General features: G+C 46.0%; 21 protein-coding genes and 5 pseudogenes. 1 reads left to right on the top strand and 25 read right to left on the bottom strand.

The genetic code is table 11. The features are described 5' to 3' along the window. Position 1: 1 nt before the first annotated feature. The 9 genes and pseudogenes from LC048_RS24125 to LC048_RS24080 form a co-directional block, all read right to left on the bottom strand. Positions 2 to 1,398, bottom strand: a pseudogene (locus LC048_RS24125) (NADH-quinone oxidoreductase subunit C). Between the two features lie 3 nt (positions 1,399 to 1,401). Further along, a complete protein-coding gene (locus LC048_RS24115; RefSeq protein ID WP_144479119.1) occupies positions 1,402 to 1,914 on the bottom strand; it encodes a NuoB/complex I 20 kDa subunit family protein in 513 nt (170 codons plus the stop codon). Beyond that, positions 1,905 to 2,282 (bottom strand): NADH-quinone oxidoreductase subunit A, encoded by a 378-nt coding sequence (locus LC048_RS24110; protein WP_226603034.1) that lies wholly within the window; start codon positions 2,280 to 2,282, stop codon positions 1,905 to 1,907. The genes LC048_RS24115 and LC048_RS24110 overlap by 10 nt, the downstream gene beginning before the upstream one ends. A 785-nt stretch (positions 2,283 to 3,067) precedes the next feature. Beyond that, complete coding sequence (locus LC048_RS24105; protein WP_102264580.1) at positions 3,068 to 3,475, bottom strand: F0F1 ATP synthase subunit epsilon; 408 nt, start codon at positions 3,473 to 3,475, stop codon at positions 3,068 to 3,070. Positions 3,476 to 3,497: 22 nt separating this feature from the next. Then, on the bottom strand, positions 3,498 to 4,910 hold the full coding sequence (gene atpD / locus LC048_RS24100) for a F0F1 ATP synthase subunit beta (protein WP_226603036.1): 1,413 nt from the start codon (positions 4,908 to 4,910) through the stop codon (positions 3,498 to 3,500). Between the two features lie 208 nt (positions 4,911 to 5,118). After that, positions 5,119 to 5,979 (bottom strand): F0F1 ATP synthase subunit gamma, encoded by an 861-nt coding sequence (locus LC048_RS24095; RefSeq protein WP_023613583.1) that lies wholly within the window; start codon positions 5,977 to 5,979, stop codon positions 5,119 to 5,121. A gap of 141 nt (positions 5,980 to 6,120) precedes the next feature. Beyond that, positions 6,121 to 7,631: pseudogene (atpA, locus tag LC048_RS24090) on the bottom strand (F0F1 ATP synthase subunit alpha). A gap of 24 nt (positions 7,632 to 7,655) precedes the next feature. Next, positions 7,656 to 8,192 (bottom strand): F0F1 ATP synthase subunit delta, encoded by a 537-nt coding sequence (locus LC048_RS24085; protein ID WP_226603039.1) that lies wholly within the window; start codon positions 8,190 to 8,192, stop codon positions 7,656 to 7,658. Then, positions 8,189 to 8,707 (bottom strand): F0F1 ATP synthase subunit B, encoded by a 519-nt coding sequence (locus tag LC048_RS24080; protein WP_226603041.1) that lies wholly within the window; start codon positions 8,705 to 8,707, stop codon positions 8,189 to 8,191. The genes LC048_RS24085 and LC048_RS24080 overlap by 4 nt, the downstream gene beginning before the upstream one ends. 89 nt (positions 8,708 to 8,796) lie before the next feature. Between LC048_RS24080 and LC048_RS24075 the strand changes: the two genes are divergently transcribed. Next, positions 8,797 to 8,934 carry a hypothetical protein gene (locus tag LC048_RS24075; protein WP_226603044.1) on the top strand — a complete coding sequence of 46 codons (138 nt, stop codon included), beginning with the start codon at positions 8,797 to 8,799 and terminating at the stop codon, positions 8,932 to 8,934. A gap of 186 nt (positions 8,935 to 9,120) precedes the next feature. Here the strand turns inward: LC048_RS24075 and atpE are convergent, their stop codons facing one another. The 16 genes and pseudogenes from atpE to LC048_RS23995 all read right to left on the bottom strand — a co-directional run bounded on the left by atpE (position 9,121) and on the right by LC048_RS23995 (position 23,910). Beyond that, complete coding sequence (gene atpE / locus LC048_RS24070; protein ID WP_019153961.1) at positions 9,121 to 9,333, bottom strand: F0F1 ATP synthase subunit C; 213 nt, start codon at positions 9,331 to 9,333, stop codon at positions 9,121 to 9,123. Positions 9,334 to 9,404: 71 nt separating this feature from the next. Next, positions 9,405 to 10,115, bottom strand: a complete 711-nt coding sequence (atpB, locus tag LC048_RS24065) for a F0F1 ATP synthase subunit A (RefSeq protein ID WP_226603047.1) — start codon at positions 10,113 to 10,115, stop codon at positions 9,405 to 9,407. Between the two features lie 24 nt (positions 10,116 to 10,139). Beyond that, on the bottom strand, positions 10,140 to 10,511 hold the full coding sequence (locus LC048_RS24060) for an ATP synthase subunit I (protein WP_226603050.1): 372 nt from the start codon (positions 10,509 to 10,511) through the stop codon (positions 10,140 to 10,142). A gap of 6 nt (positions 10,512 to 10,517) precedes the next feature. Next, complete coding sequence (locus tag LC048_RS24055; protein WP_226603053.1) at positions 10,518 to 10,739, bottom strand: AtpZ/AtpI family protein; 222 nt, start codon at positions 10,737 to 10,739, stop codon at positions 10,518 to 10,520. A gap of 378 nt (positions 10,740 to 11,117) precedes the next feature. Next, a complete protein-coding gene (locus LC048_RS24050) occupies positions 11,118 to 13,394 on the bottom strand; it encodes a S8 family serine peptidase (RefSeq protein ID WP_306050600.1) in 2,277 nt (758 codons plus the stop codon). 551 nt (positions 13,395 to 13,945) lie between these two features. Then, the gene (gene wecB / locus LC048_RS24045; protein WP_226603524.1) at positions 13,946 to 15,064 is read right to left on the bottom strand and encodes a non-hydrolyzing UDP-N-acetylglucosamine 2-epimerase; all 1,119 of its coding nucleotides are present in this window, start codon (positions 15,062 to 15,064) and stop codon (positions 13,946 to 13,948) included. A 33-nt stretch (positions 15,065 to 15,097) separates the two neighbouring features. Then, positions 15,098 to 15,728, bottom strand: a pseudogene (gene upp / locus LC048_RS24040) (uracil phosphoribosyltransferase). A 178-nt stretch (positions 15,729 to 15,906) separates the two neighbouring features. Continuing rightward, positions 15,907 to 17,149: pseudogene (gene glyA, locus LC048_RS24035) on the bottom strand (serine hydroxymethyltransferase). 132 nt (positions 17,150 to 17,281) lie between these two features. Further along, on the bottom strand, positions 17,282 to 17,863 hold the full coding sequence (locus tag LC048_RS24030; RefSeq protein WP_226603061.1) for a TIGR01440 family protein: 582 nt from the start codon (positions 17,861 to 17,863) through the stop codon (positions 17,282 to 17,284). 30 nt (positions 17,864 to 17,893) lie between these two features. Then, positions 17,894 to 18,334 (bottom strand): ribose 5-phosphate isomerase B, encoded by a 441-nt coding sequence (gene rpiB, locus LC048_RS24025; protein WP_226603064.1) that lies wholly within the window; start codon positions 18,332 to 18,334, stop codon positions 17,894 to 17,896. Between the two features lie 371 nt (positions 18,335 to 18,705). Next, the gene (locus LC048_RS24020; RefSeq protein ID WP_226603529.1) at positions 18,706 to 19,977 is read right to left on the bottom strand and encodes a methyl-accepting chemotaxis protein; all 1,272 of its coding nucleotides are present in this window, start codon (positions 19,975 to 19,977) and stop codon (positions 18,706 to 18,708) included. Between the two features lie 120 nt (positions 19,978 to 20,097). Further along, positions 20,098 to 20,535: a low molecular weight protein arginine phosphatase gene (locus LC048_RS24015; protein ID WP_226603067.1), complete on the bottom strand. Its 438-nt coding sequence runs from the start codon at positions 20,533 to 20,535 to the stop codon at positions 20,098 to 20,100. 305 nt (positions 20,536 to 20,840) lie between these two features. Continuing rightward, positions 20,841 to 21,395: a manganese efflux pump MntP gene (locus LC048_RS24010; protein ID WP_226603070.1), complete on the bottom strand. Its 555-nt coding sequence runs from the start codon at positions 21,393 to 21,395 to the stop codon at positions 20,841 to 20,843. 407 nt (positions 21,396 to 21,802) lie between these two features. Next, positions 21,803 to 22,847 (bottom strand): annotated as a pseudogene (locus LC048_RS24005) (L-threonylcarbamoyladenylate synthase). 143 nt (positions 22,848 to 22,990) lie between these two features. Then, positions 22,991 to 23,434, bottom strand: a complete 444-nt coding sequence (locus LC048_RS24000) for a GNAT family N-acetyltransferase (protein ID WP_226603088.1) — start codon at positions 23,432 to 23,434, stop codon at positions 22,991 to 22,993. A 152-nt stretch (positions 23,435 to 23,586) separates the two neighbouring features. Beyond that, positions 23,587 to 23,910: a KGG domain-containing protein gene (locus LC048_RS23995; RefSeq protein WP_226603090.1), complete on the bottom strand. Its 324-nt coding sequence runs from the start codon at positions 23,908 to 23,910 to the stop codon at positions 23,587 to 23,589. Positions 23,911 to 23,965 lie beyond the last annotated feature (55 nt).

The raw sequence follows: 23,965 nt of genomic DNA, 5'->3' as shown, positions 1-23,965 counted from the left end.
GCTACACCTCCACATCATACGGTTCATAGTCTTTTCTTAATGGGTGGCCGACCCAGTCTTCACCAAGCATGATGCGATGGAGGTTTGGATGGCCTTCGAATTTGATGCCAAGCAAGTCATATGTTTCACACTCTGGCCAATCAGCTCCTGCCCATAGAGGCTGTACCGACTTGGTAACAGGCTCATCGCGGTCAAGCTTGACCTTCAGCGCTACTGACTGTCTGTTCTTGTATGAGTACAAGTGAACATACACTTCCATATGCGTCTGGAAATCAGTCCCGTGAAGCTCCGACAGGTAATCGAAGCCTAATAATTCGTTGTACCTCAGGAATTCAGCCAGACGATAATAGGATTCTTTTTTAGCGACAAGTGTTGGGACGTCTTTTGAAAGAGGGTTAATATAGGAATCTTCCAAAATATCAGCACCCAGATTGTCGGTAATCGCTTTTACATATTTATCTAAGTAAGGCTGGTTTGGAGATGGCTTCTTTTCTTCAACTGGTTCTTCTGCTCCTGCTTTTGCACCAGCTGCTGATTTAGCTTTCGCTGCTGCGGCTGCTTTTGCCTTCGCTGCGGCAATCGCTTTCGCTTTTTCATCGTCAGCGGATCCCCCGCCGGCTGCGGCTTTGGCTTTCGCTGCTGCAGCTGCCTTTGCTTTTGCTACGGCTGCGGCTTTCTTTTTCGCCAGTTCATCATCGTCGCCTGCTGAAGCATCTGCTCCTCCGCCTGCCTCCTGAGCTTTCCTTTTTGCTGCCGCTGCTGCCTTTGCCTTCGCTACGGCTGCGGCTTTCTTTTTCGCCAGTTCATCGTCGTCGCCTGCTGGAGCATCTGCTTCTCCGCCTGCTTCTGCCTGTGCTTTTCTTTTTGCTGCCGCTGCTGCCTTTGCTTTCGCTACGGCTGCGGCTTTCTTTTTCGCCGGATCATCGTCGTCGCCTGCTGAAGCTTGAGGTGCTGCTGGAGTTTCCACTTCAGCGTGTTCCTCCACCTGGCCAGTTGCTTTCATTTTTGCAAGAGCTGCTGCTTTCGCTTTTGCTGCTGCCGCTGCTTTTTTCTTGGCTAATTCTGCATCTTGACCTTCTACCGGAGCTGAAACTTCTTCTTTGGCTTGTGACGGTTCACCTGCGTCCTGGCCAGTTGCTTTTATTTTCGCCAGTGCAGCTGCCTTTGCCTTCGCTGCTGCGGCGGCTTTCTTTTTTTAGCGAGTTCAGCATCGTCACCTGCTGGTGCTTCTGCCTTTGTCTCGGTTTCTTTAAGCTCAGGTTCTGCGACTAAGTCGGCAACCTCTTTCGGGTCAATTCCTTCCCCTGCTTGTTTTGCAGCCTGGCGCTGCTTCGCAAGCTCCTTTGCTTTTTGGGCTGCTTCTCTCTTTATCTGCTCTAAATCCTTTTCCCCGCTCATCGGTTAGATCACCTTCTTCCCGGTTTTCGCCTCATAACGGATTTTCTCTTTCAATTTATTAATCCCGTAAATCAATGCTGCTGGATTCGGCGGGCAACCCGGTATGTAAACATCGACCGGCACGATCTGATCGACACCTTTTACAACTGAGTATGATTTTACATATGGACCGCCTGCTGTCGCGCATGAACCCATCGCGATTACCCACTTTGGTTCTGCCAGCTGGTCGTACAGCCTGCGGACAGTCGGAGCCATTTTCTTCGTTACAGTTCCTGAAACAATCATGACATCGGATTGACGAGGGGAGTTCCTGTAGAACGTCCCAAAACGGTCAAGGTCATAGTGAGCCGAGCTCGATGCCATCATTTCGATCGCGCAGCACGCTAGACCGAAAGTCATTGGCCACATCGAATTGCTTCTGGCCCAGCCTTTTACCTGCTCAAGAGTTGTCACGAATACATTTCTTTGGAGTTCTGCCGCTTCTGCTGGTGATAAATCATCCAATTTTAAATCCATTTTAGCACCTTCTTTTTCCATGCGTAGATGAGTCCGATGAGTAGCATTACGACGAAAATCAGCATCTCGATCAATGCAAAGATCCCCAGCTTCTCATAGGCGACAGCCCATGGAAACAAAAACGCTGTTTCTACATCAAAAATAACGAACATAAGAGCAAAAACATAATAACGGACATTAAACTGGACCCGCGCATCGCTGAACGGTTCCATCCCGCTCTCGTAGGTGGTATATTTCCGCTCGTCCTGCTTGTATTTCGGCCTTAGAAGCTTAGCCACAAACAAGGCTACGATTGGAAGCAATACCCCGAGACATAGGAACACAAAGACTATCAAATAGTTATTTTGATATAGATTTAACTGCTCCATGCCCATCCCTCCAATGTTGTGAAATTTTCACACTTTTTAATCTTGTAACCGATAACAATTATATCATTGTTACAATAGTGTGTCGACAAGCCATTGAACAATCTGGCAACCTTCTTCCAAGCCGTTCTGATAGAAAAATAGTATCTTTTTGAACGCCGGGAATAGCCGTCCCCTTCCATACTTAGTTTTCTGGAAGACAAATTATTCGCATTGTTTTCACAAGGCTTTTTATTGCCTGGCAGCGCATCGACTTGGAGTGTGCAGCCCCCCTGTTTCGTTACCCGCTGCTCCTAAAAAAAGACAATCGGTTACATTTTATATTAAATACATATTGGATTGAGTTGTCAGTGACGTTTATCAACATTTATAAGGTCTGTTTCGTCGTAGTTCATGGAGAACTGGTGGGTATTTTAACTGGCGAGGAGTTTTTTAGGATTAAAAATAGAAAATTGACTGATGAATTGACCTTCAAATAAGTGTTTTTTGGATAAAACAGTTGGTCTTTGATGTCTAAGTCTCTTTTATTAACTTGAATTGCACATTAAACACTCCGTAATTTAGTCTACAAAATGTTTTATAGCGAAAATAATAATTATATAGCGAAAATCTATTTTTAATAGCGAAAAATTGATTATTATAGCGAAAATCCTTATTTAATAGCGAAATTTTTATTTTTATAGCGAAACGGAATCTGCTACCAGATTTTCAATTAATTTGGCAGAAAGTGCAGGAACCTCTCTCTCCAAAATAAAAACACCCTCCGGCGTCCCGGAGGGTGTGGGTCATTAAATTCTGCGTTCTGCAACTGAAATACGGTTGATCGCACGCTGCAAGGCAAGTTCTGCACGCTTGAAGTCGATGTTCTCCTGCTTTCTTTCATGCAGGCGCTGTTCAGCGCGTTCTTTTGCTTTCAATGCACGTTCAAGATCGATTTCAGATGATTGTTCTGCAGATTGAGCAAGGATGGTCACCTGCTCAGGACGGACCTCGAGGAAGCCGCCGCTGACTGCAATGAACTCGTTGTTGCTGCCATTTTTCAAACGGACAGCTCCAATTTGTAGCGGTGCAACCATAGGAATGTGGCCTGGCAAGATTCCAAGCTCGCCTGTGCTCGCTTTTGTGCTTACCATTTCAACATCTGATTCATACACCGGCCCATCGGGAGTAACAACACTGACTTTAATCGTCTTCATTTTTTACCCTCCTGGTCCGTTATTAGACCTCTACACCCATACGTTTTGCATTCTCGATAACTTCTTCGATTCGGCCAACTAGGCGGAATGCATCTTCTGGAAGGTGGTCATATTTGCCGTCAAGGATTTCAGAGAATCCTTTAACTGTTTCTTTAACTGGCACGTAAGATCCTTTTTGTCCTGTGAACTGTTCGGCTACGTGGAAGTTTTGTGACAGGTAGAACTGGATACGGCGAGCACGGTGTACAGTTAGCTTATCTTCGTCTGAAAGCTCATCCATACCTAGGATCGCAATGATATCCTGAAGTTCTCTGTAACGCTGTAATGTCTGCTGTACGCGACGAGCTACTGAATAGTGGTCTTCGCCAACGATTTCAGGTGTCAATGCACGTGAAGTCGAAGCAAGTGGATCCACCGCAGGGTAGATACCCATTTCAGAAAGCTTACGCTCAAGGTTCGTTGTTGCATCCAAGTGAGCGAAAGTTGTAGCCGGAGCCGGGTCAGTGTAGTCATCGGCTGGTACATAGATCGCCTGGATGGAAGTAACAGAACCTACGTTAGTAGATGTGATACGTTCCTGCAATTTACCCATTTCAGTTGCAAGAGTCGGCTGGTAACCTACCGCAGATGGCATACGGCCAAGTAGCGCGGAAACCTCAGAACCTGCTTGCGTGAAACGGAAGATGTTATCCATGAAGAAAAGAACGTCCTGCCCTTGCTCATCACGGAAATATTCAGCCATTGTCAAACCAGTCAGGGCAACACGCATACGTGCTCCTGGCGGCTCGTTCATCTGTCCGAATACCATCGCTGTTTGCTTGATAACGCCAGAGTCAGTCATTTCATGGTAAAGGTCGTTACCTTCACGTGTACGCTCGCCAACACCTGCGAATACAGAGATACCGCTGTGTTCTTGAGCGATGTTGTTGATCAATTCCTGGATTAATACGGTTTTACCTACACCGGCACCACCGAACAATCCGATCTTACCACCCTTGATATATGGAGCAAGAAGGTCAACTACCTTGATACCAGTTTCAAGGATTTCAACCTCAGTTGAAAGCTGTTCGAATGTTGGAGCTTCCCTGTGGATTGAATCGCGGCGTGCATCAGCAGCGACTGGAGCTTCAAGGTCGATTGACTCACCCAATACGTTGAATACACGTCCTAGTGTTACATCCCCAACCGGAACGGAGATTGCAGCACCCGTATCTAATACTTCGACGCCACGCTTAAGGCCGTCTGTGGAAGACATCGCGATTGTACGAACTGTGTCATCGCCTAAGTGAAGGGCTACTTCAAGAGTTAGTTCGATGTTCACATCCGCATCGCTGGTTACAATTTTCAAAGCGTTATAGATCTCTGGAAGATTGCCGCTTTCAAACTTAACGTCAACAACCGGACCCATAACCTGGAGAACGCGTCCTTTGTTCATCTTGTTCCCTCCTATCGTACTAGTTGAAATATATACATCATGATGGGATGCAGCATCAAGCCACATCCCCGGTTTTTATTTAGAAATGCGCAAGCGCATTGTCCAGCCACGACAAGCGCTGGAGGGCCGGCCGGTGAAGTCGCTCTTTGACTTCATTGGACGGACCGAAGCGACTCGAGGGGCTAGGCGCTGGAGCTAGACACTAAATCTATTCGAGCGCTGCAGCTCCACCGACGATTTCGGTGATTTCCTGGGTAATAGCAGCCTGACGCGCGCGGTTGTAGCTCAAGCTGAGGGAATTGATCAGCTCTTTCGCATTGTCCGTTGCGTTTCTCATGGCTGTCATACGAGCAGCGTGTTCACTTGCTTTGCTGTCAAGCAGTGCTCCGTAAATCAAGCTTTCTGCGTATTGCGGCAAGAGAACTTCCAGGATCTCTTCAGCGTTTGGCTCAAATTCATAAGAGGTAAGCTTTGTTGATGCTCCGCCAATATCCGTTAACGGAAGCAGCTTCTTATCAGTTACTTCTTGAGCGATCGCGCTGACGTAATGACTATAGTAAATATATAATTCATCAAATGTTCCGTCAGAGAACATGCCAACTGTGTTGCTGGCGATATCCTGGATTTCCGCGAAGGACGGCTGGTCTGCAATGCCGACGATGTCAAGGACAACGTTCATGCCACGGCTTTGGAAAAAGTCACGGCCGACACGCCCGATCGCGATGATTGCAAACTCATCATTTGATTTATGGCGTTGCTGGATTGTCTGATACAGCTGGCGAAGGACGTTACTGTTGTAAGCCCCTGCTAGTCCGCGGTCAGATGTAATCACTAGATATCCCGTTTTCTTGACTGGACGGCTGTTCAGCATTGGGTGGTTGGAATCCTTGCTGCCCATTGCGATTGAGGCAGTCACTTCCTGGATTTTTTCCATGTAAGGAACGAATGCTTTCGCGTTCATGACTCCACGGTTCCATTTAGCTGCGGATACCATTTCCATTGCCTTGGTAATCTGGCTCGTCTTTTTAGTCGAAGTAATACGGTTTTTTATATCACGTAAAGATGCCATTTCGGTTCTCACCACCCTTTTACAAAGATTGTTAGTCCAAGGTCAGGCAGGAGCCAGTGAGCCTTTTTCAAGACGGACTGGCAAACGCCTTACCTGTCCAGCTTCAGCGCCTAACTGATCGAGGCGCTTCCGCCTTTCATATTATTCGGAAACTGCAAACGTCTTTTTGAAAGCGTTTAGTGCAGCAGCCATATCGTCGTCTGAAGGAAGTTCCTTCGTTGAACGAATATGGTCTAACACATCTGTATGGTTGTGGTCTAACCATGAAAGGAATTCACCTTCGAAGCGGCGGATATCCTGCAATGGAATATCGTCAAGGAAGCCGCGAGTAAGTGCATATAGGATTGCTACTTGCTTTTCAACAGCAAGCGGCTTGTTAAGATCTTGTTTAAGTACCTCTACCGTACGGGCACCGCGGTTCAATTTAGCCTGAGTCGCTTTATCAAGGTCAGAACCGAACTGTGCGAATGCTTCCAATTCACGGTAAGAAGCAAGGTCAAGACGCAGTGTACCAGATACCTTCTTCATCGCTTTGATTTGAGCGGACCCACCTACACGGGATACAGAAAGACCTGCGTTGATCGCTGGACGTACGCCAGAGAAGAATAGGTCAGACTGTAAGAAGATCTGTCCGTCTGTGATTGAGATAACGTTCGTTGGAATGTAAGCAGAAACGTCGCCTGCTTGTGTTTCAATGAACGGAAGTGCTGTGATTGAGCCTGCGCCTTTAGCGTCGCTCAACTTCGCAGCACGCTCTAGTAAACGTGAGTGCAAGTAGAATACATCCCCTGGGTAAGCTTCACGACCTGGAGGACGGCGAAGCAGCAAGGAAAGTTCACGGTATGCTGCCGCTTGTTTTGAAAGATCATCATATACGACAAGAACGTGCTTGCCATTGTACATGAACTCTTCACCCATTGTTACACCAGCGTAAGGAGCAAGGTATAGCAAAGGTGCTGGCTGGGAAGCAGATGCTGTAACAACGATAGAATAATCTAACGCGCCGTGTTTACGGAGAGTTTCAACCGCGTTACGTACAGTTGATTCCTTCTGTCCGATTGCCACGTAGATACAGATCATGTCCTGGCCTTTTTGGTTAAGGATTGTATCGATCGCTACAGATGTTTTACCAGTCTGGCGGTCACCGATGATCAATTCACGCTGTCCGCGGTCGATTGGCACAAGAGCGTCAATCGCCTTGATACCAGTCTGCAACGGCTCATGAACGGATTTACGATCCATAACGCCTGGTGCAGCATACTCGATTGGACGAGTTTTCGTTGTGTTGATTGGACCCATGCCATCGACTGGCTGTCCAAGAGGGTTTACGACGCGGCCGATAAGCTGTTCCCCTACAGGAACCTCCATGATGCGGCCCGTACGGCGTACCCTCGTCACCTTCACGGATGTCCGTGAAAGGTCCAAGAATGATGATACCGACGTTATTTTCTTCCAGGTTTTGTGCCATACCCATAACGCCGTTTGAAAATTCAACAAGTTCTCCAGCCATGACATTGTCGAGGCCCATGAGCACGGGCGATACCGTCACCAACACTGATAACTGTACCCACATCACTCACTTGAATTTCCGACTGATAATTTTCGATTTGCGATTTTATCAGCGCACTGATTTCTTCAGCTTTGATGCTCATGAGTTTCACCCCTATCTACGAATCTTAGCCTAGCAATTTACGTTCTAAACGATCGAGCTTGCCGCGCAAGCTACCGTCAAAAATGCGATTTCCAATTCGAAGCTTTACGCCTCCAAGCAAATTGGAATCTACAATGTTTTCAATTTGAAGTGACTGTTTGCCAACCTGCGGCGCGAACGAAGCTGAAATAGCTTCAGCCTGTTCAGCCGTGAGTGGCTGGACACTATACACTTTTGCTTCAGCCACGCCTTTTGCATCATTTGCAAGGGCGATGAACTGGTCAGCAACGTCTGCGATCTGGTCTTCGCGGTGGCGGTCAACCAAAATCATCAGAGTATTAAGGACATATGTGCTTGCAGATCCGAATGCTGTCTTTAAAACCTCTTTTTTCTTCTCATTAGGAAGTTTCGGAGACTTTAAAAAGGCAGTCAATTCAGGATTGTTCACAACAACTTCTTTTACAGTACGAAGCTCTTCCTCAACCTGTGGGAGAGCCTGTTTTTCAGAAGCGAGTTGAAAAAGTGCCAGGGCATAGCGTTTTGCTACTGTCGAGTTGCTCATCGGGCATTACCCGCCTCTTGAATGTATTCATTGATGAGCTTTTCCTGGTCAGCCGCAGAGATTTCCTTCTCGATTACTTTAGAAGCAATCAATACAGATAGTGAAGCCACTTGTTCGCGGATTGCCGCAACAGCCTGCTCCTTCTGCTGCTCAATTTCAAGCTTCGCAGATTCTTTGATTCTTTCAGATTCAGTGCGTGCAAGCGCAATGATTTCTTCACGCTGAACATCGCCCTGTTTCTTAGCGTTTTCAATTAGGCCCTGTGCTTCTGTGCGTGCCTGCTTAAGCATGTCACGCTGTTCTTCCAAAAGTTTCTGTGCTTCAGCACGGCTTTTTTCAGCCGCTCCGATTTCGCCAGCAATATGCTCTTCACGTTCCTTCATGATGCCCATCAATGGACCCCAAGCGAACTTCTTAAGCAATGCTAACAAAACAAGGAACATAAAAAGCTGGAACAAGATATCGCCCGTGTTAAGGCCGGTTGCCGCTCCCAATACAAAATTCATTGTTAACACCCTCGATTCACTCCCTTCAAGAGTTGTACCATGATTTAGAAAAGCGCAAGCGCCTTGGTCAGCCCCGACAAGCGCTGGAGGACCTGACAGTGAAGTCGTTCTTTGACTTCATTGGCAGAATCGAAGCGTCTCGAGGGGCTAGGCGCTGTAGCTGGACATTTCTCGAAGTGAAATTTATACTTCCAAACCTCTTTAAAAGGTCCAACATGCGTCACCTGTCTAACTAGTAGCCAACGCTAAAGGCTGCCCTTCCAAAAGGCGGGCTTGCCCGATTTTATTTCAAACGATTGCTTGCATTCAAATTCAGGTCGGCCCCTGCCGGTTTGGCAAACCTTCCCGGCACAGTGCCTACATAATAGAATGGCGAAGGTTCGCGCGGAATGATCTTCGCCATCTTAAGTTCTTATAATGTATTAACCACCAATAACCATGAACGCGATAACTACAGCGATGATTGGAATCGCTTCAACCAATGCAACCCCGATGAACATTGTAGTTTGAAGCATACCGCGAGCTTCTGGCTGACGAGCGATACCTTCTACTGTACGTGATACGATCAAACCGTTACCAATACCTGCACCTAGTGCTGCTAAACCGATTGCGATTGCTGCTGCTATAAGACCCATTATAAATTTCCTCCTTTAATGTATGAAAAAATGTTTTTTTTAGTTTTGTCCATTAAATGAACAGGTATATATTAATGGTCATGGCTCACTTTATGAGAGAGATAAACCATCGTTAACATTGTGAAGATAAATGCCTGGATTGCTCCGACGAAAACGGAGAAACCTTGCCATACAAGCATTGGAAGTGCTGCGGCCAATGTGCCGACAGCATCAGTTGCTAGGCTGGCTGCAAGCAGACCCAACAGGATCTCACCCGCGTAAATGTTACCGTAAAGACGAAGACCAAGAGTGAGCGTATTTGCGAACTCTTCAATGATCTTGATCGGGAACATGAACCAAAACGGCTTAAAGAATTCCTTGCCATACTCGGCGGTCCCCTTAAGCTTGACGCCATAGTAATGGGAAAGCCCTACCACCATGACTGCAAGAGTCAGTGTGATGACTGGATCGGCTGTAGGTGATTTCCACCAAAGTTCATTGTCGACAACGACAGAGAACGGCAGTCCCAGCATATTGGCAACAAACACATACATAAGCAATGTGATGCCAAGTACGTGGAATCTTCCCCCGTCTTTCCAGTCCATCGTGCTATTGATGATTCCTTTGACGAAATCCATAATCCATTCCATGAAATTTTGAATTCCTGTCGGTTTCATCGCAAGCCTTCGAGTGGAAAGTACTGCAATGATGAAAACGATAGCACTTGCTACTGTGATCATCAGCATGTTTGCCAGGTTAAAATAAAGTCCTAAAAATGGAACTAAAGGAGCTTCATGATGCATCAGTTAATTCACCTCTCTTCCCCGCTATTTACGTAAATGAAAAGACTGGACAAAAAAATCTATCATAATGACAATATAGGCTGTCATTAATCCCAAAACCGTAAATACAAGGTCAATGCGATCCGGGTATTCCATCGCAACGATTACAGCAAGCGCTCCGGTCGCAAGCCTCGACATCGAGCCGAGAGAGCGTACCTTCTTCCCCTGCACCACCGAATCCCCGAAGTTGTTCATCTTCCTCGCAAGCAGCCATAAATTAAAAAGGCTCAGGCTTGTACCAAAGATCAACCCTGCAAAAACAGATTGATAGCTTGTAAAGCCGTACCCGAGTACGTATAGAGACAACAAGGTGAATATGTATTTGCGCTGGCGAATAAACAAGTCCTGAATTTCCATAGGTGGCTAGTCTCCCGAAAAGAAGTGTTGGATGAGGCGGAGCATGGCATAAACACCTGCCGCCAATCCGATCAGCAATCCGAATATTAAGAAAAGTGGCTCTGCACCAAGGGTACGATCAAGCCATCTTCCGGAGAAAATGCCAATTAAAATGGAGCCTACCAATTGAGATAGTATAGCGGACATGAGTGCCATCGCTTGTAAAGGGTGGCGGTTGTTTCGGCGCATAAAAAACGCATCCTCACATTTGAGAATGGGAGCTTCAGGGGGTGAAAAATCATTTTCAGAAAAAAACAATATTTTCACTAAAAAAAGCTTGCATATCAACATTGAAAACCTTATCATTTTATGCCCTTTGTAAGCATACAATAGGCAAATGTCAATGTCAATCCATTGGGGTGAAAAAATTCACAAAGTTTTCACTGTGAATATATACAATTAACCCTATTTTAGTATTATATTATAAAAGCTTATTTTCCCTGTCATTTCAATGTGCTTTTTTCCATTCATGCCGGTTTTTGAGAAAAATAAAACTTTAGAAAAAAAATTCAGAGCCGGAAAGGAATGACCTTTTTCCGACCCTAAATCATTCCATAAATCACTGCTTCAATCGTGCTCCCGATTCCCTGTATTTTTACCTATAAAAATCATGGCGTCTACTGTACTCTCTCGGCCTTTTTTCTTTGCGAAAACCTTGGCAAGATACATTCCTTCCTCGGGCAATTTCTCCAGAGGTATTTCTTTTCCTACCATGCCCTTTTCCAGCTTTCTTCCCCAATCAAGGAATCCGACGAAGCGGTATTGATCGGGATCAAAAAGCGCGATGCCAAATTCGTCTGCTCCTCCCGGCAAATAGACTTCATAGCGATAAGCCCCGCCGTTATCTGCCGGCGCGAAGTCGAAGCCCATCACCCGCGGGTAATCCGGTTCTTCCAGAACATACAAGTATGGAATCCTTATCATATATTCTCCATCATCCATCAGCAGTCTGCCGTCATGGATTTTATCTTTCAATAATGCTGGAGTGGCTTGCATCGCCACCTCCAAGCTTTTCGCTTCATTCGGCTTTAGCGAAAAGCTCATCGGAAGCTCCCACTCTATTCCCTGTTCTTTTTTTGGAATGGAAAATGAATAAGTTTTGGTGGTTGAACCCGTATTTTTGACTGTCATTTTCGCACTGTGACGATGCATGTTATCTGCAAGCTGGAATTTTCCAAATTGTAGCGAGCCCGGAATGACCAGACTCTCCGTATTGATCGCTTCCTCCAGCTGAATCCTTCCTGCTCCCTGCTCGTAAGTCCGGTACCGCTTGCCGTCACGGTCGCTAATATCCTTGGCAGTATTCATGATTGCCGCCTTGATCTCGGCTGGGGACCAGTCTGGATGGGCCTGCTTGATCAAGGCTGCCGCTCCTGCAATATGAGGTGCTGCCATGCTCGTCCCTTGAAGAGGAAGGTAACCTCCGGGAATCGTACTGTTGATTGCAACGCCAGGCGCGACGATATCCGGCTTGATTTCCCATGTGTCGGTCACCGGACCGCGTGAGCTGAAGTCAGCAAGAATATCTTTTTCTTCTATTAAATCCATCCGGATGAGCATGGAGTTTTTATTGAGCTGCTTTTTTAGCGCCAAGCCATCTTCTTTGCTGATTGCAGCCACCGGAATTGGCAGGTTCTCTTCTAGATTCCCAAAGAATGTTCCTTTTGTGTTGTTATAGATGATCACTCCGATTGCTCCTGCTTCAAATGCATTCTTTGATTTTTCGGTAAAAGTAAGATTACCCCTCTCGACTAGGACAAGCTTATCCCTTACACCTTTCATCTCTTCTTTCGTTCCCAGCCCTGCAAAAACAAGATTTTCACTTTGGGTAATATTCCAATTATCCGAACCCTGTAAAAGTTCTAGCCGTATTTCTTTAGATATTCCCGGGGCATTGAAGTACGGCACCTGCATCGGAGGTGTCGACGCGCCAACCGAAATGGCCTTTGAAGCGGTGCCGGGTGATCCCACTGTCCACCGGTTCGGTCCAGAATTCCCGGATGAAGTAACCGCGACGATTCCTTTATCGACCGCTTTATTGAGCGCCAAGCTGATAGGAAGGTCCGGACCATTGACATCATTTCCGAGCGAAAGATTCAGAATGTCCACTTTGTCTTCTATCGCGTCATCGATAGCAGCTATAACCTGCTCTGTTGTTCCGCTGCCACCTGGGCCCAGGGCACGGTAAGCAACAATTTTCGCATCGGGAGCCATCCCTCTCATTCTTCCGTTTGCCGCGATTACACCTGCTACATGAGTACCATGCAGGGTGCTTCTAAAGCCGGCCCCCTTCGTTTCCATCGGGTCATCATCGCCGTCAACCAGGTCATGACCTCCCGAAAAACTTCTTCGCAAGTCAGGATGCTCATAATCGATCCCCGTGTCGATTACCCCGATTGTCACACCCTTCCCTGTTAGACGGTTGCCTTTTTTATCAAGAAGCCCACGGACCGCTTCCGTTCCAATCAGCTCAAAATTATCGATAAAGCTCTCGCTTGGCTTGTATCGGTTTGGCAGATGCCCTGAATTCTCTACCTTGTATGTGTTTACTTCGGATAACAGTTGGATGTCATTGGACTTTTTTAGCTGTTCAAGCTCAGAGATTGGACCTTTAACGGAATATCCGTTGACAGCATGCTTGAAGACGCGGCGAAGCTTTGTGTTTTTAAGGGTTTTCAGCTGATGATGGATTTCTTGTTCATTCACCTGGTGCTCAGTTAACACGATAGCGATTTTCTCGGTTTGGGGATCTTCTTGAGGAATCGGCGGGAGCTCCAGTTTTTGCGGTTGGAATGCAGTGAGTATCAGTAATATCGGAAAAATAATTAAGAAAGAACCCTTCAGCAAGATGAAATCCCCCTTTTTCCGTTAGGATTTCGAATTAGGGTGGTAAGTATACAGGGTGATAGATTGGAAATTATGGATTGGCACGAGATTTACTTTTTCCAAAATAAGTATAATTACGCAATTATTCCGTTTACTTACGCAATTAAGCATGTATTTGGTGCAATTATTGAGAAGTAGTACGAAATTCTTCCTGTTTCTCACGAAATTATCATACATTAGTAATTTAAAAATTTTCCCAGCAAATATTTCAAGAGTGAAATTGGATGCAATGAAGCTTAAATTTACCATTCATAGGACGACGGGATGATTTTGGGTAATTACAGACTAATTTATTCATGCTTTCCGGGCAATTATTGCAATTGAACAGGAGAATATCACTGATTTTCGGGCAATTAACTCGTTAAAGGGATTTAAAAACTTTTCCAGGAGGCGCTTTGGATAACTCAGCTAGATCTTGAAGCTAATTTCACCCCTCTGCCACCTCCATCCACCCTTCATACAGAGAAAAAACACCCCTTTTGTAAAAAAGGGGTGTCTAAAGCTTCTTATTAATATTGTTCAGGTCGATTTTCTGTCCGTTTGAAGTAATATTGAATGGCTTCACAAATGCGTTCGGATGCGCGGCCATCGCCATATGGATTCGATGCTTTGGCCATTTTTTCATAGGCTTCCTGGTCTGTCAGCAATTCTGTTGCCATTTGGTAAATCGGCTGCTCTTCGTTACCAGCAAGCTTCAGTGTTCCTGCTTCGATCCCCTCCGGACGCTCTGTTGTGTCGCGCAGGACCAGTACTGGCACACCTAATGACGGTGCTTCTTCCTGCACGCCTCCTGAATCAGTCAGGATAAGATGCGCGCGTGACGCGAAGTTATGGAAATCAATGACGTCAAGAGGCTCGATCAGATGGATGCGCGGGTCATTGCCCAACACTTCATCCGCCAGTTCACGGACCACAGGGTTTAAGTGAACAGGATAAACAACTTGTACATCACGCTGCTCATCGACGATTCTCTTGATAGCGCGGAACATATTGCGCATTGGCTCGCCAAGGTTTTCACGGCGGTGTGCCGTCATCAGGATCAAGCGGCTGTCGCCAAGCTTATCGAGAACTTCGTGCTGATAAGTTTCTTTTACCGTTGTCTTTAGCGCATCAATTGCCGTGTTACCAGTTACGAAGATGTTTTCTTCAGATTTGTTTTCCTGCAGCAAATTAGCCGCTGATTTAGAAGTTGGGGCAAAATGAAGATCTGCCATTACTCCTGTCAGCTGACGGTTCATTTCTTCAGGGAACGGAGAATATTTATTCCACGTTCTCAAGCCCGCCTCGACATGGCCGACAACAATCTGATTGTAATACGCCGCTAGGCTTGCCACAAATGTGGTTGTCGTATCTCCATGCACAAGGACGATGTCCGGCTTGACTTCCTTCATAACTTTATCCAGACCTTCCAAACCTCTTGTCGTTACATCAATCAATGTCTGGCGATCCTTCATGATGTTGAGGTCATGGTCTGGCGTGATATTGAAAATATTCAAAACCTGGTCCAGCATTTGGCGGTGCTGGGCGGTTACCGTTACGATTGATTCAAAGTGTTCAGGGTGTTTCTGTAATTCGAGGACAAGTGGCGCCATTTTGATCGCTTCCGGGCGTGTCCCAAAAATCGTCATCACTTTAATTGGCTTACTCAAATCAAACACTCCTTATTTTGTACCAAATAAACGGTCTCCTGCATCTCCCAATCCAGGTACGATATATCCGTGGTCATTCAGCTTTTCATCGAGTGCAGCGATGTAAATATCCACATCTGGGTGTGCTTCTTTTACCGTTTCAACGCCTTCTGGAGCCGCAATCAAACACATGAACTTGATGTGCTTGGCGCCGCGCTTTTTGAGAGAGTTGATCGCTTCGACTGCAGATCCGCCTGTCGCAAGCATAGGGTCAACGACGATGAAATCGCGCTCTTCGACGTCACTTGGAAGTTTCACATAGTATTCAACCGGCAGTAATGTTTCTGGATCACGGTATAGTCCGATATGTCCAACCTTTGCTGCCGGGATCAATTTCAGGATCCCGTCAACCATTCCGATTCCTGCACGAAGAATCGGGATAATGCCGAGCTTTTTACCTGAAAGTACTTTTGATTTTGTCTTTTCGACTGGTGTTTCAATTTCAATTTCCTCAAGCGGCATGTCACGCGTGATTTCGAACGCCATCAGCGTTGCGACTTCGTCTACAAGCTCGCGGAACTCCTTCGTGCCTGTGCTTTTTTTCGCGGATATAAGTAAGTTTATGCTGGATCAATGGATGGTCAAATACGTATACTTTTGCCATGTGTATCGCTCCTTTTAAAGGTAAATGAGTTGTGAACACCTGTCTGTTTTATGTAAGATCTGTTGAATCACACTTCGTATAATTTTACAGAAAAACTACTGTACAAGCAACCGCTATATTGTAATGATTTTTCCCGAAAAAAACGGCCCTCATTCATGTAGGGCCGCCGGGTAAAATCTTATCTTTCAGGATATAGTTCGAACTTGCTTGTCAAATCTTCGACGCGTTTGCTTGCTTCTTCCAGCTTCGCCTCGTCTTCGTAATTTTTCAATGTGAAGGCAATGATTGAAGCGATTTTGTCCATCTCGTCGTGACCGAAGCCGCGGCTTGTGACAGCAGCTGTACCGATGCGGATGCCGCTAGTGACGAATGGGCTTTCCGGATCGAATGGAATCGTGTTTTTATTGACGGTGATGCCGATATCATCCAGCACCTTTTCAGCAATTTTCCCAGTCAGGCCAAGTGAACGCAGGTCAACCAACAGCAAATGGTTGTCCGTTCCGCCGGATACAAGAGCGATGCCTTCTTTATTCAAACCTACTGCAAGGCGGTTGGCATTCGAAATGATATTCTGGGCGTATTCTTTAAAAGAATCCTGTAGCGCTTCGCCGAATGCTACTGCTTTAGCAGCGATCACGTGCATAAGCGGCCCCGCCCTGGATTCCAGGGAAGATGGATTTATCGATTTTCTTCGCGAATTCTTCTTTGCAGAGAATCATTCCGCCGCGCGGGCCGCGAAGTGTTTTATGAGTAGTCGTTGTCACAAAGTCAGCGTATGGCACTGGATTCTGGTGCAGGCCAGCTGCAACAAGACCAGCGATATGAGCCATATCGACCATCAAGTATGCGCCGACTTCATCAGCGATTTCACGGAAACGCTTGAAGTCGATCGCTCTCGGATAAGCACTTGCTCCGGCAACGATCAGCTTCGGCTTATGCTCGCGGGCTTTTTCCAGTACGACATCATAATTGATTGTATGAGTATCTTCATCAACACCATACTCAACGAAATTATACTGGACGCCGCTGAAGTTAACCGGGCTTCCGTGCGTCAAGTGTCCGCCGTGGGAAAGATTCATCCCAAGCACAGTATCTCCATGCTCGAGGATTGTAAAATAAACAGCCATATTGGCTTGCGCTCCAGAATGCGGCTGGACATTGACATGCTCTGCACCGAAGATTTCCTTCGCGCGGTCGCGGGCAATGTTTTCAACAACATCGACGTATTCGCATCCGCCATAATAACGTCGTCCCGGATAGCCTTCTGCGTACTTATTCGTAAGTACAGACCCCTGCGCTTCCATTACGGCTTCACTGACAAAGTTCTCTGATGCGATCAATTCGATTTTCGTACGCTGGCGCTTCAATTCATCCTGCATTGCAGCATAAACTTGGCTGTCCTGCTCTGACAAGTGCTTCACTTAAGTTCCCCCTCTTATATGTATTCCCTTTGTTCATTTATTAGAAAATTCATTATTATTTTAGCCGATATGATAATGAAAGAAAAGGAGGAAGGTAAAAGTAGGGCTGATTACTCAATTACCTTTTCCCCGTCAGCAAGATTCGTTTTCCGGCGTATGCTCATAAACCGCACGAGCGCCGCCGATCAGCTTTGGTCTTGTTTTCGCCAGAGTAACATGCGCATGACCAATGCTTTTTTGCTGAACTCGTACAGGCACAGCGACATGCTTCATTTGCATACCAATCAGCGTGTCACCAATATCAATGCCTGCATCAGCCTTGATGAATTCGACAACCACAGCGTCCTCAAGATTTTTGTACGCGTAAGCTGCCATCGCTCCGCCCGCATTCCTCACCGGAATCACGGTCACTTCATCCAGCTGCTTCTTTTTGGCCGTTTCCCGCTCGACGACAATCGCCCGGTTCAAATGCTCGCAGCACTGGAACGCCAGCTGGACACCTGTTTTTGACTGCAGTTCGCGGAGCTGCCTGAAGACCATTTCGGCAACCTCATCTGTACCAGCTGTGCCAATCCGCTGGCCAATGATTTCACTCGTGCTGCAGCCAACGACCAGCACCTGGCCTTTTTTTAGCTGAACTTGCTCATTAAATTCAGTAAGGATGGAGTTCAATTCTGCTCTCCATTGTTCGATAGACAGTTGTAACGCCTCCATTACATGGTATTTGGCCGAAGGTTTTCCGGCCTATTTATTTTCGTAATCTTTTATTTTACCGACGCGGTTTTCGTGGCGCCCACCTTCGTACTCTTCCGAAAGCCAAACGGCTGCGATTTCACGTGCCAGGCCAGGTCCAATTACTCGCTCTCCCATCGCAAGGACATTGCTGTCATTATGCTGGCGTGTCGCTTTTGCACTGAAGACGTCATGCACAAGCGCACAGCGGATTCCTTTTACCTTGTTCGCGGCGATGCTCATGCCAATGCCCGTTCCGCAAATCAGGATTCCTTTATCAAACTCTCCGTTCGCCACTTTCTCAGCAACTGGAAGCGCATAGTCCGGATAGTCAACAGATGTACCGCATTCACAGCCGAAATCTTCATACTGAATATTCATTTCATCCATCAAATTCTTAATTTCTTCGCGGATATTCACTCCGCCATGGTCTGAAGCAATAGCAACTTTCATTGTAAAATCCTCCTATGTTATCCCGAATTGTGGGGCGATCAAATCTATCGTTATTTTCTCATATTCGTTTCATTTTATAAAGAAAACGGGTTGGTTTGTGCCGATAATTTAGCAGCTTACTGTTAGAATCTCATCAGGAAAAAATATTATAACGAAAATTTACTTTTTAATAGCGGTGGTTTTACTTTATATAGCGAGTTTTTTATTTTTATAGCGAAAATTCATTTTTTATAGCGAAGTATTGTTTTTATAGCGATTTCCTATTTATTATAGCGACTTCTTCGTTTTTATAGCGAAATGGAAATTCCGCGGGATTTTTCCCAGTTTTACAAAAAGGAAAACCACAGCATCATCCAGCTGTGGTCCAAAATCTATAATGAAAACTTCGTAATCGTACCTTTTAATTTTTCAGCTTGATTTTTCAGTTCAACCGCCAGTTCTTCGACATTCGCGATGACTTCTGCCTGCTGCTCAGCTGCTGATGCTACGCTGATCGCTCCGGCGGAGGTTTCTTCTGCGATCGCCGCCATTTCCTGCGATTGGGTGGAAGTGTGCTGGATTGTTTCCATTTGGGTTTCAACCAGTGCGGCAATCGTATGGATGACATCTGCCATTTCATGAATCGTTGAGGTCATCGCGTCGATCACCTGATTCGTTTTCTCGCCTTTCTTTGCTTCTCCGTTGGCAGTTTCAACCTGTCTGCTGATCTGGCCGACCACATTCTGGACTTCAGACTGGATGTTCTGGATCAGTTCTGAAATCCCCTGGACCGCGTCCGCACTCTGGTCAGCAAGCTTCCTCACTTCTTCGGCAACGACAGCAAATCCTTTGCCGTGCTCGCCAGCCCTAGCTGCTTCAATCGATGCGTTCAAGGCGAGCAAATTCGTCTGTGCTGCGATGTCGCCAACAAGCTGGATGATTTGTTCAACTTTTGTCGCGTTTTCTTCTAAACGCTTTACCGTACCAAGCGATTCGCGGTTATCATTCGCCAGTGTCTCTATGCCGGAAATCAGTGAATGGATTGCATTCTTCGATTCTTGCAAGTCTTTCACCATTTCCACAGAGATGGATTCAGATGTACGCGCTTTTTCCTGGACATCCTCTGCGATGCGAATAACTTCATCGACAGACTCTGCTGTTGTCTGTGTAGACAATGCTGAAGAATCCGCCCCAGCGGCAATCTCTTTGATCGTTGTCGAGATGATGGACGCCTGCTCAGATGCTTGCGCTGATTGCCCGGAAATCTGGATGACTTTGTCATTGGTTTCTTTGAAGTTGCTATCAATCTGGCTGACCATTTCACGCAGGTTTGCGAGCATATGATTAAAAGCCAGTCCCAGAGAGCGGATCTCGTCATCCGATTTCGAAACTTCTGTATCCTCGCCAATTTCGCCCTGAGCTGCTTTTATTGCAGACTGCTCGAGCTTTTGCAAAGGCTTGGTAATCAAACCAGCAGCCATATACGCTAGCAGGCCTGACCAGAAAATCCCCATTCCAAGAATGGACGCCGTATAAACGACCGAATTGATCCCCAAGAAGTTTTGAACAATAGGATAAAGAAAGTAAATGAAAAATGCGCTTGTTGAATAAGTGATGATCGCCAACACTGTCGTCAGCATGACCAATTTCTTTCTTAATCCCATTTTGTAGCTGTGATTAGACCCCACGGATAATCCCCCTGAAAAAATTTTAGAATGATCTTTTAGCCTCATTACGCTTTTCGGAGCGGTCGCGCCATATTCGCAAAGAGCTTTTCACAGGTATTATCGGATTTTATCCATGATTCTTTCAATATTTTTTTGAATTTCTTCAAAAGCTTCGCGATAAATTTGTTCATTGCCGCCAAATGGGTCTGCCACATCCAGGTTTCCCTTTTCATCAGCGAATTCTTTCAATGTGAAAGTTTTATCCCCAGCGTCTGGATACTGGCTCAAGATCAAGCCTTTGTGACTCTGTGTCATCGTCAGGACCAAAGTTGCCCAGTCGATGTTTTCTTTCGTTAATGTCGAGGAGCGATGATCATGGCTGATATGGTTTTCCTCGAGCACGGTCTTCGCGTTGACAGAAGCCTCCGCACCATTCGGGGCATATACTCCTGCTGATTTCACCTCGACCCCAGTCAGCTGCTTGCTTTTTAAAATCGCTTCCGCCATCGGGCTGCGGCATGTGTTTCCGGTACAGACGAATAAAATGCGCGCCATGCTTGTTCCCTCCTATTCATAACTTTTCTTCATTATATGATAATCTTTCAGCGTTTTCATTTTTGCAGATAGGAATCCCACATGCCTTGCACAACCCCGAGAAGCAAGCTAGACATAAAAAATACACCTGACCAGCAGGTGAAAAAAAAGCGCAAGCGCCTTGGTCAGCCCCGACAAGCGCTGGAGGGCCGACCAGTGAAGTCGTTCTTTGACTTCACCTGAGCGGACCGAAGCGACTAGAGGGGCTAGGCGCTGGAGCTGGACAATACGAAAAGCACAAGCGCCTTGTTCAGCCCCGTAAAACTTTATAGAGGAAGCAGCAATTTAAGACCGAATGCGAGCAAGATACTGCCGCCCAATGCCTCACTGTATGTACCTAGCCATCCCTGCACTCTTTTTCCGACCAGGAGACCTGCCCACGTAAGGACCATTGCCGCTGCACCAAAACAGATCAGTACAAGCAGCGTCCTGGCGCCGTAAATTCCAAGTGTCAGTCCTACTGAGAAGCTGTCCAGGCTGACGCTGAGGGCAAAAATAAATAAACCCTTGCCAACCGGGGTAATCAAGCTTGTCTCATCTTCCTTGAAGCTTGCCCAGATCATCTGGACACCCAGCACAATCAGAAGCAGGCCGCCAATATATCCAGCTATTGCTCCGAACTGCTCGGACAAAAATCTCCCAGCCACCATTCCCAGCAGCGGCATCCACACATGGAATAAACCAATTGTGACGCCGATTTTAAATATATGCCTTTTCGTCAGTCTGAACATGCCCATTCCGAGACCTACGGAAAAAGCATCCATACCCAACGCGAATGCCATCAACAACAATGTGAATACTTCGCCGGCTATTGCAGTCATATCTTCGCCCCCTCGGACTTGCTAATTCAGCATATGCACGTCCAAACGGATTTAGAAGCATGGAATTCTCTGGTTTCGTCATGAGATACCAATTGTTTGTATGCCTGTTCACCGTGACAATATTTCGAAAGCTGGTTCGACACCTGGTATTAAATTCAGTTCAACTGGACTTAGATGGTCTCAACTACGGCAAATGGTCATAAATGGTCTCAACTAGTATTTAGTCATCGCCAACTGGTATTATTTTTGTCTCAACTAGTATTAAATCATCGGTAACTGGTATTATATTGGTCTCAACTGGTATTAAGTCTTCGCAAAAGTGGTATTATCCGCTAAAATGATATTTTTCAGAATCCTTCTATAATATAAAAAGCGCTTCATCACCTGAAGCGCTTCTCTGTAAAACATTATTTTTCAATGATTGGCAGTCCCGAGGCTTTTGACAGCCTGTTCATGATTGCCTGGCCTACGCCTTGTTCGGGGAAAATTTCACCGAAAATGATATCGAGTTTTTCCTGATTGAAGGCCCGGAGTGTATCATAGAGCGTTTCGGCAACTGATTCAAGCCTTGCTCTTTCGCCACAAGGCAGTACAATATCGGCATCATAAAACTCAAGGTTTTCCTTCGTTGTCATCACGCCGACATTCATTCCTTCATTTCGCTTTTCATTCACCAGCTGCTGAATTTCTTCTTTTGTTCCATTAACAAGATAGAAGGGCGCATTTGGTGCATAATGTCGATATTTCATTCCCGGGGATTTTGGCGCCTGGTTCGAATCTTTCAGGGCTGGATCGACGGCGACTTCTCCGACCACTTCTTCCAGCCTGTTCTTTTGTCACACCGCCCGGTCTTAAGATGGCCGGAATTTCACCGGTGCAATCGACAACTGTGGATTCAAGGCCTACTCCGGTCGCTCCGCCATCGATAATTCCAGAAATCCGGCCCGTCAAATCATCGGCAACGTGATTCGCAGTCGTGGGGCTCGGCTTGCCTGACAAATTCGCACTCGGGGCTGCCAGTGGCAATCCAGAAGCTTCGATAATCGCCAGTGCGATCGGATGGTCGGGCATCCTGACGGCAACTGTGGATAAACCGGCCGTTGCTTTTTCAGAAAGCGCACCTTCTTTTTTTTCCAGGATAATCGTCAACGGTCCCGGCCAAAAGGCATCCATTAAAGTGGCTGCCTGATCAGGGATTTCTTTTACAAACGAATGAATCTGCTCACGATTAGCAATATGAATGATCAACGGGTTATCCCCAGGTCTTCCTTTTGCTTCGAATATTTTCAAGACGGCTTCATCGCTTTCTGCGCTGCCGCCGAGGCCATAAACCGTTTCTGTTGGAAAAGCTACTACTTCATTTTGCTTTAGTTTTTGTGCAGCTTCGATGATTTGTGGATATGTTTTTAAATTATCCACATTCTTATCCACTGTCCACATTTGTGTTTGCATGTACATCCACCTTTAACTTCTCGCTAAACTAGTATATTTCTTATGAAAGTATAAAAGAAGAATATGGCGAACACAAGTTTTTATCCACAAATTGTGTATAATTTTAACGAATCCGTGGATAACTTTGTGGATTAATCCACAATTCACAGAATTATTTTCATAATTGCGGAGTTATCCACAGTTAGAACTTGTTTTATATGGCTTTTTTCAAGGAGAGCCTGCGGGAGCTCTGATTGATTTACCATTTCAAAACCGAAACCGCTGAAGAAGGAAACCGCACTCATCTTGTTAGTAACCAGATAAAGCTCATCAAGCTCCTGATTTTTCGCTGTCAGGAATGCCCGTTTAAAAAGAAGCATCAAATCAGGCTGGCCAATTTGCGGGGAAACGACAAATGAGCGAAGCAGTCCTGCTTTATCCACCGGTTCTACTCCAAGGCATGCCTTAAGCTCGCCGTCCTGGTTTTCCATCAGTGAAAAGTTTTCGATGAAATCATTCAATCCATCCGCGCTTACTCCTGCCTTTGTTAAAAAAGCCTCGAGCTTTGGTACATCCTTTTGATAAGCACTTCTGATTTTCCATGTCATATTATTCACCTCAAAAATAAGATTCTACTAAATGAATATGATAGAAGATAAAAAGTAGAACCTAATTCCTGATAGAAAAAGAAAACACGGCAGCCTTCATTAAAATGAAAGCTGCCGTGCATCTTTTTATTCCGGCTCTCTATGCCAATGGATTAGTTATTGTTGTTGCGGGCATTGCCGCCTTTGCGGCCGATTTCCTGATAGAAGTTCTTGTCGTGGCTTTCTGATGTAGATTCGCCGCCTTTTTTCCCGATTTCCTGGTAGAATTCGCTGTTATGGCTCCCAGCAGTAGCCTCTCCGCCTTTGCGGCCAATTTCCTGATAGAAATCTTGATTGTGATTTTCGGAAGTTGCTTTGCCGCCTTTACGGCCGATTTCCTGATAGAATTCGCTGCCATAGTTTTGGCTTGTTGCTTTGCCGCCCATGCGTCCTCGTTCTTCACGTGACATCTTATCATTGTTATTGTTTTTCGCCATTTCACTCATCCTCCTTGAAATCTAAGCTTAGATGTTATACCACTTTGAATATCCT

The organism is Mesobacillus subterraneus (genome assembly GCF_020524355.2).
Classification (GTDB): domain Bacteria; phylum Bacillota; class Bacilli; order Bacillales; family Cytobacillaceae; genus Mesobacillus; species Mesobacillus subterraneus_C.
The sequence above is the reverse complement of the archived record's forward strand: the minus strand, read 5'-3'. Positions and strand labels throughout refer to the sequence as shown.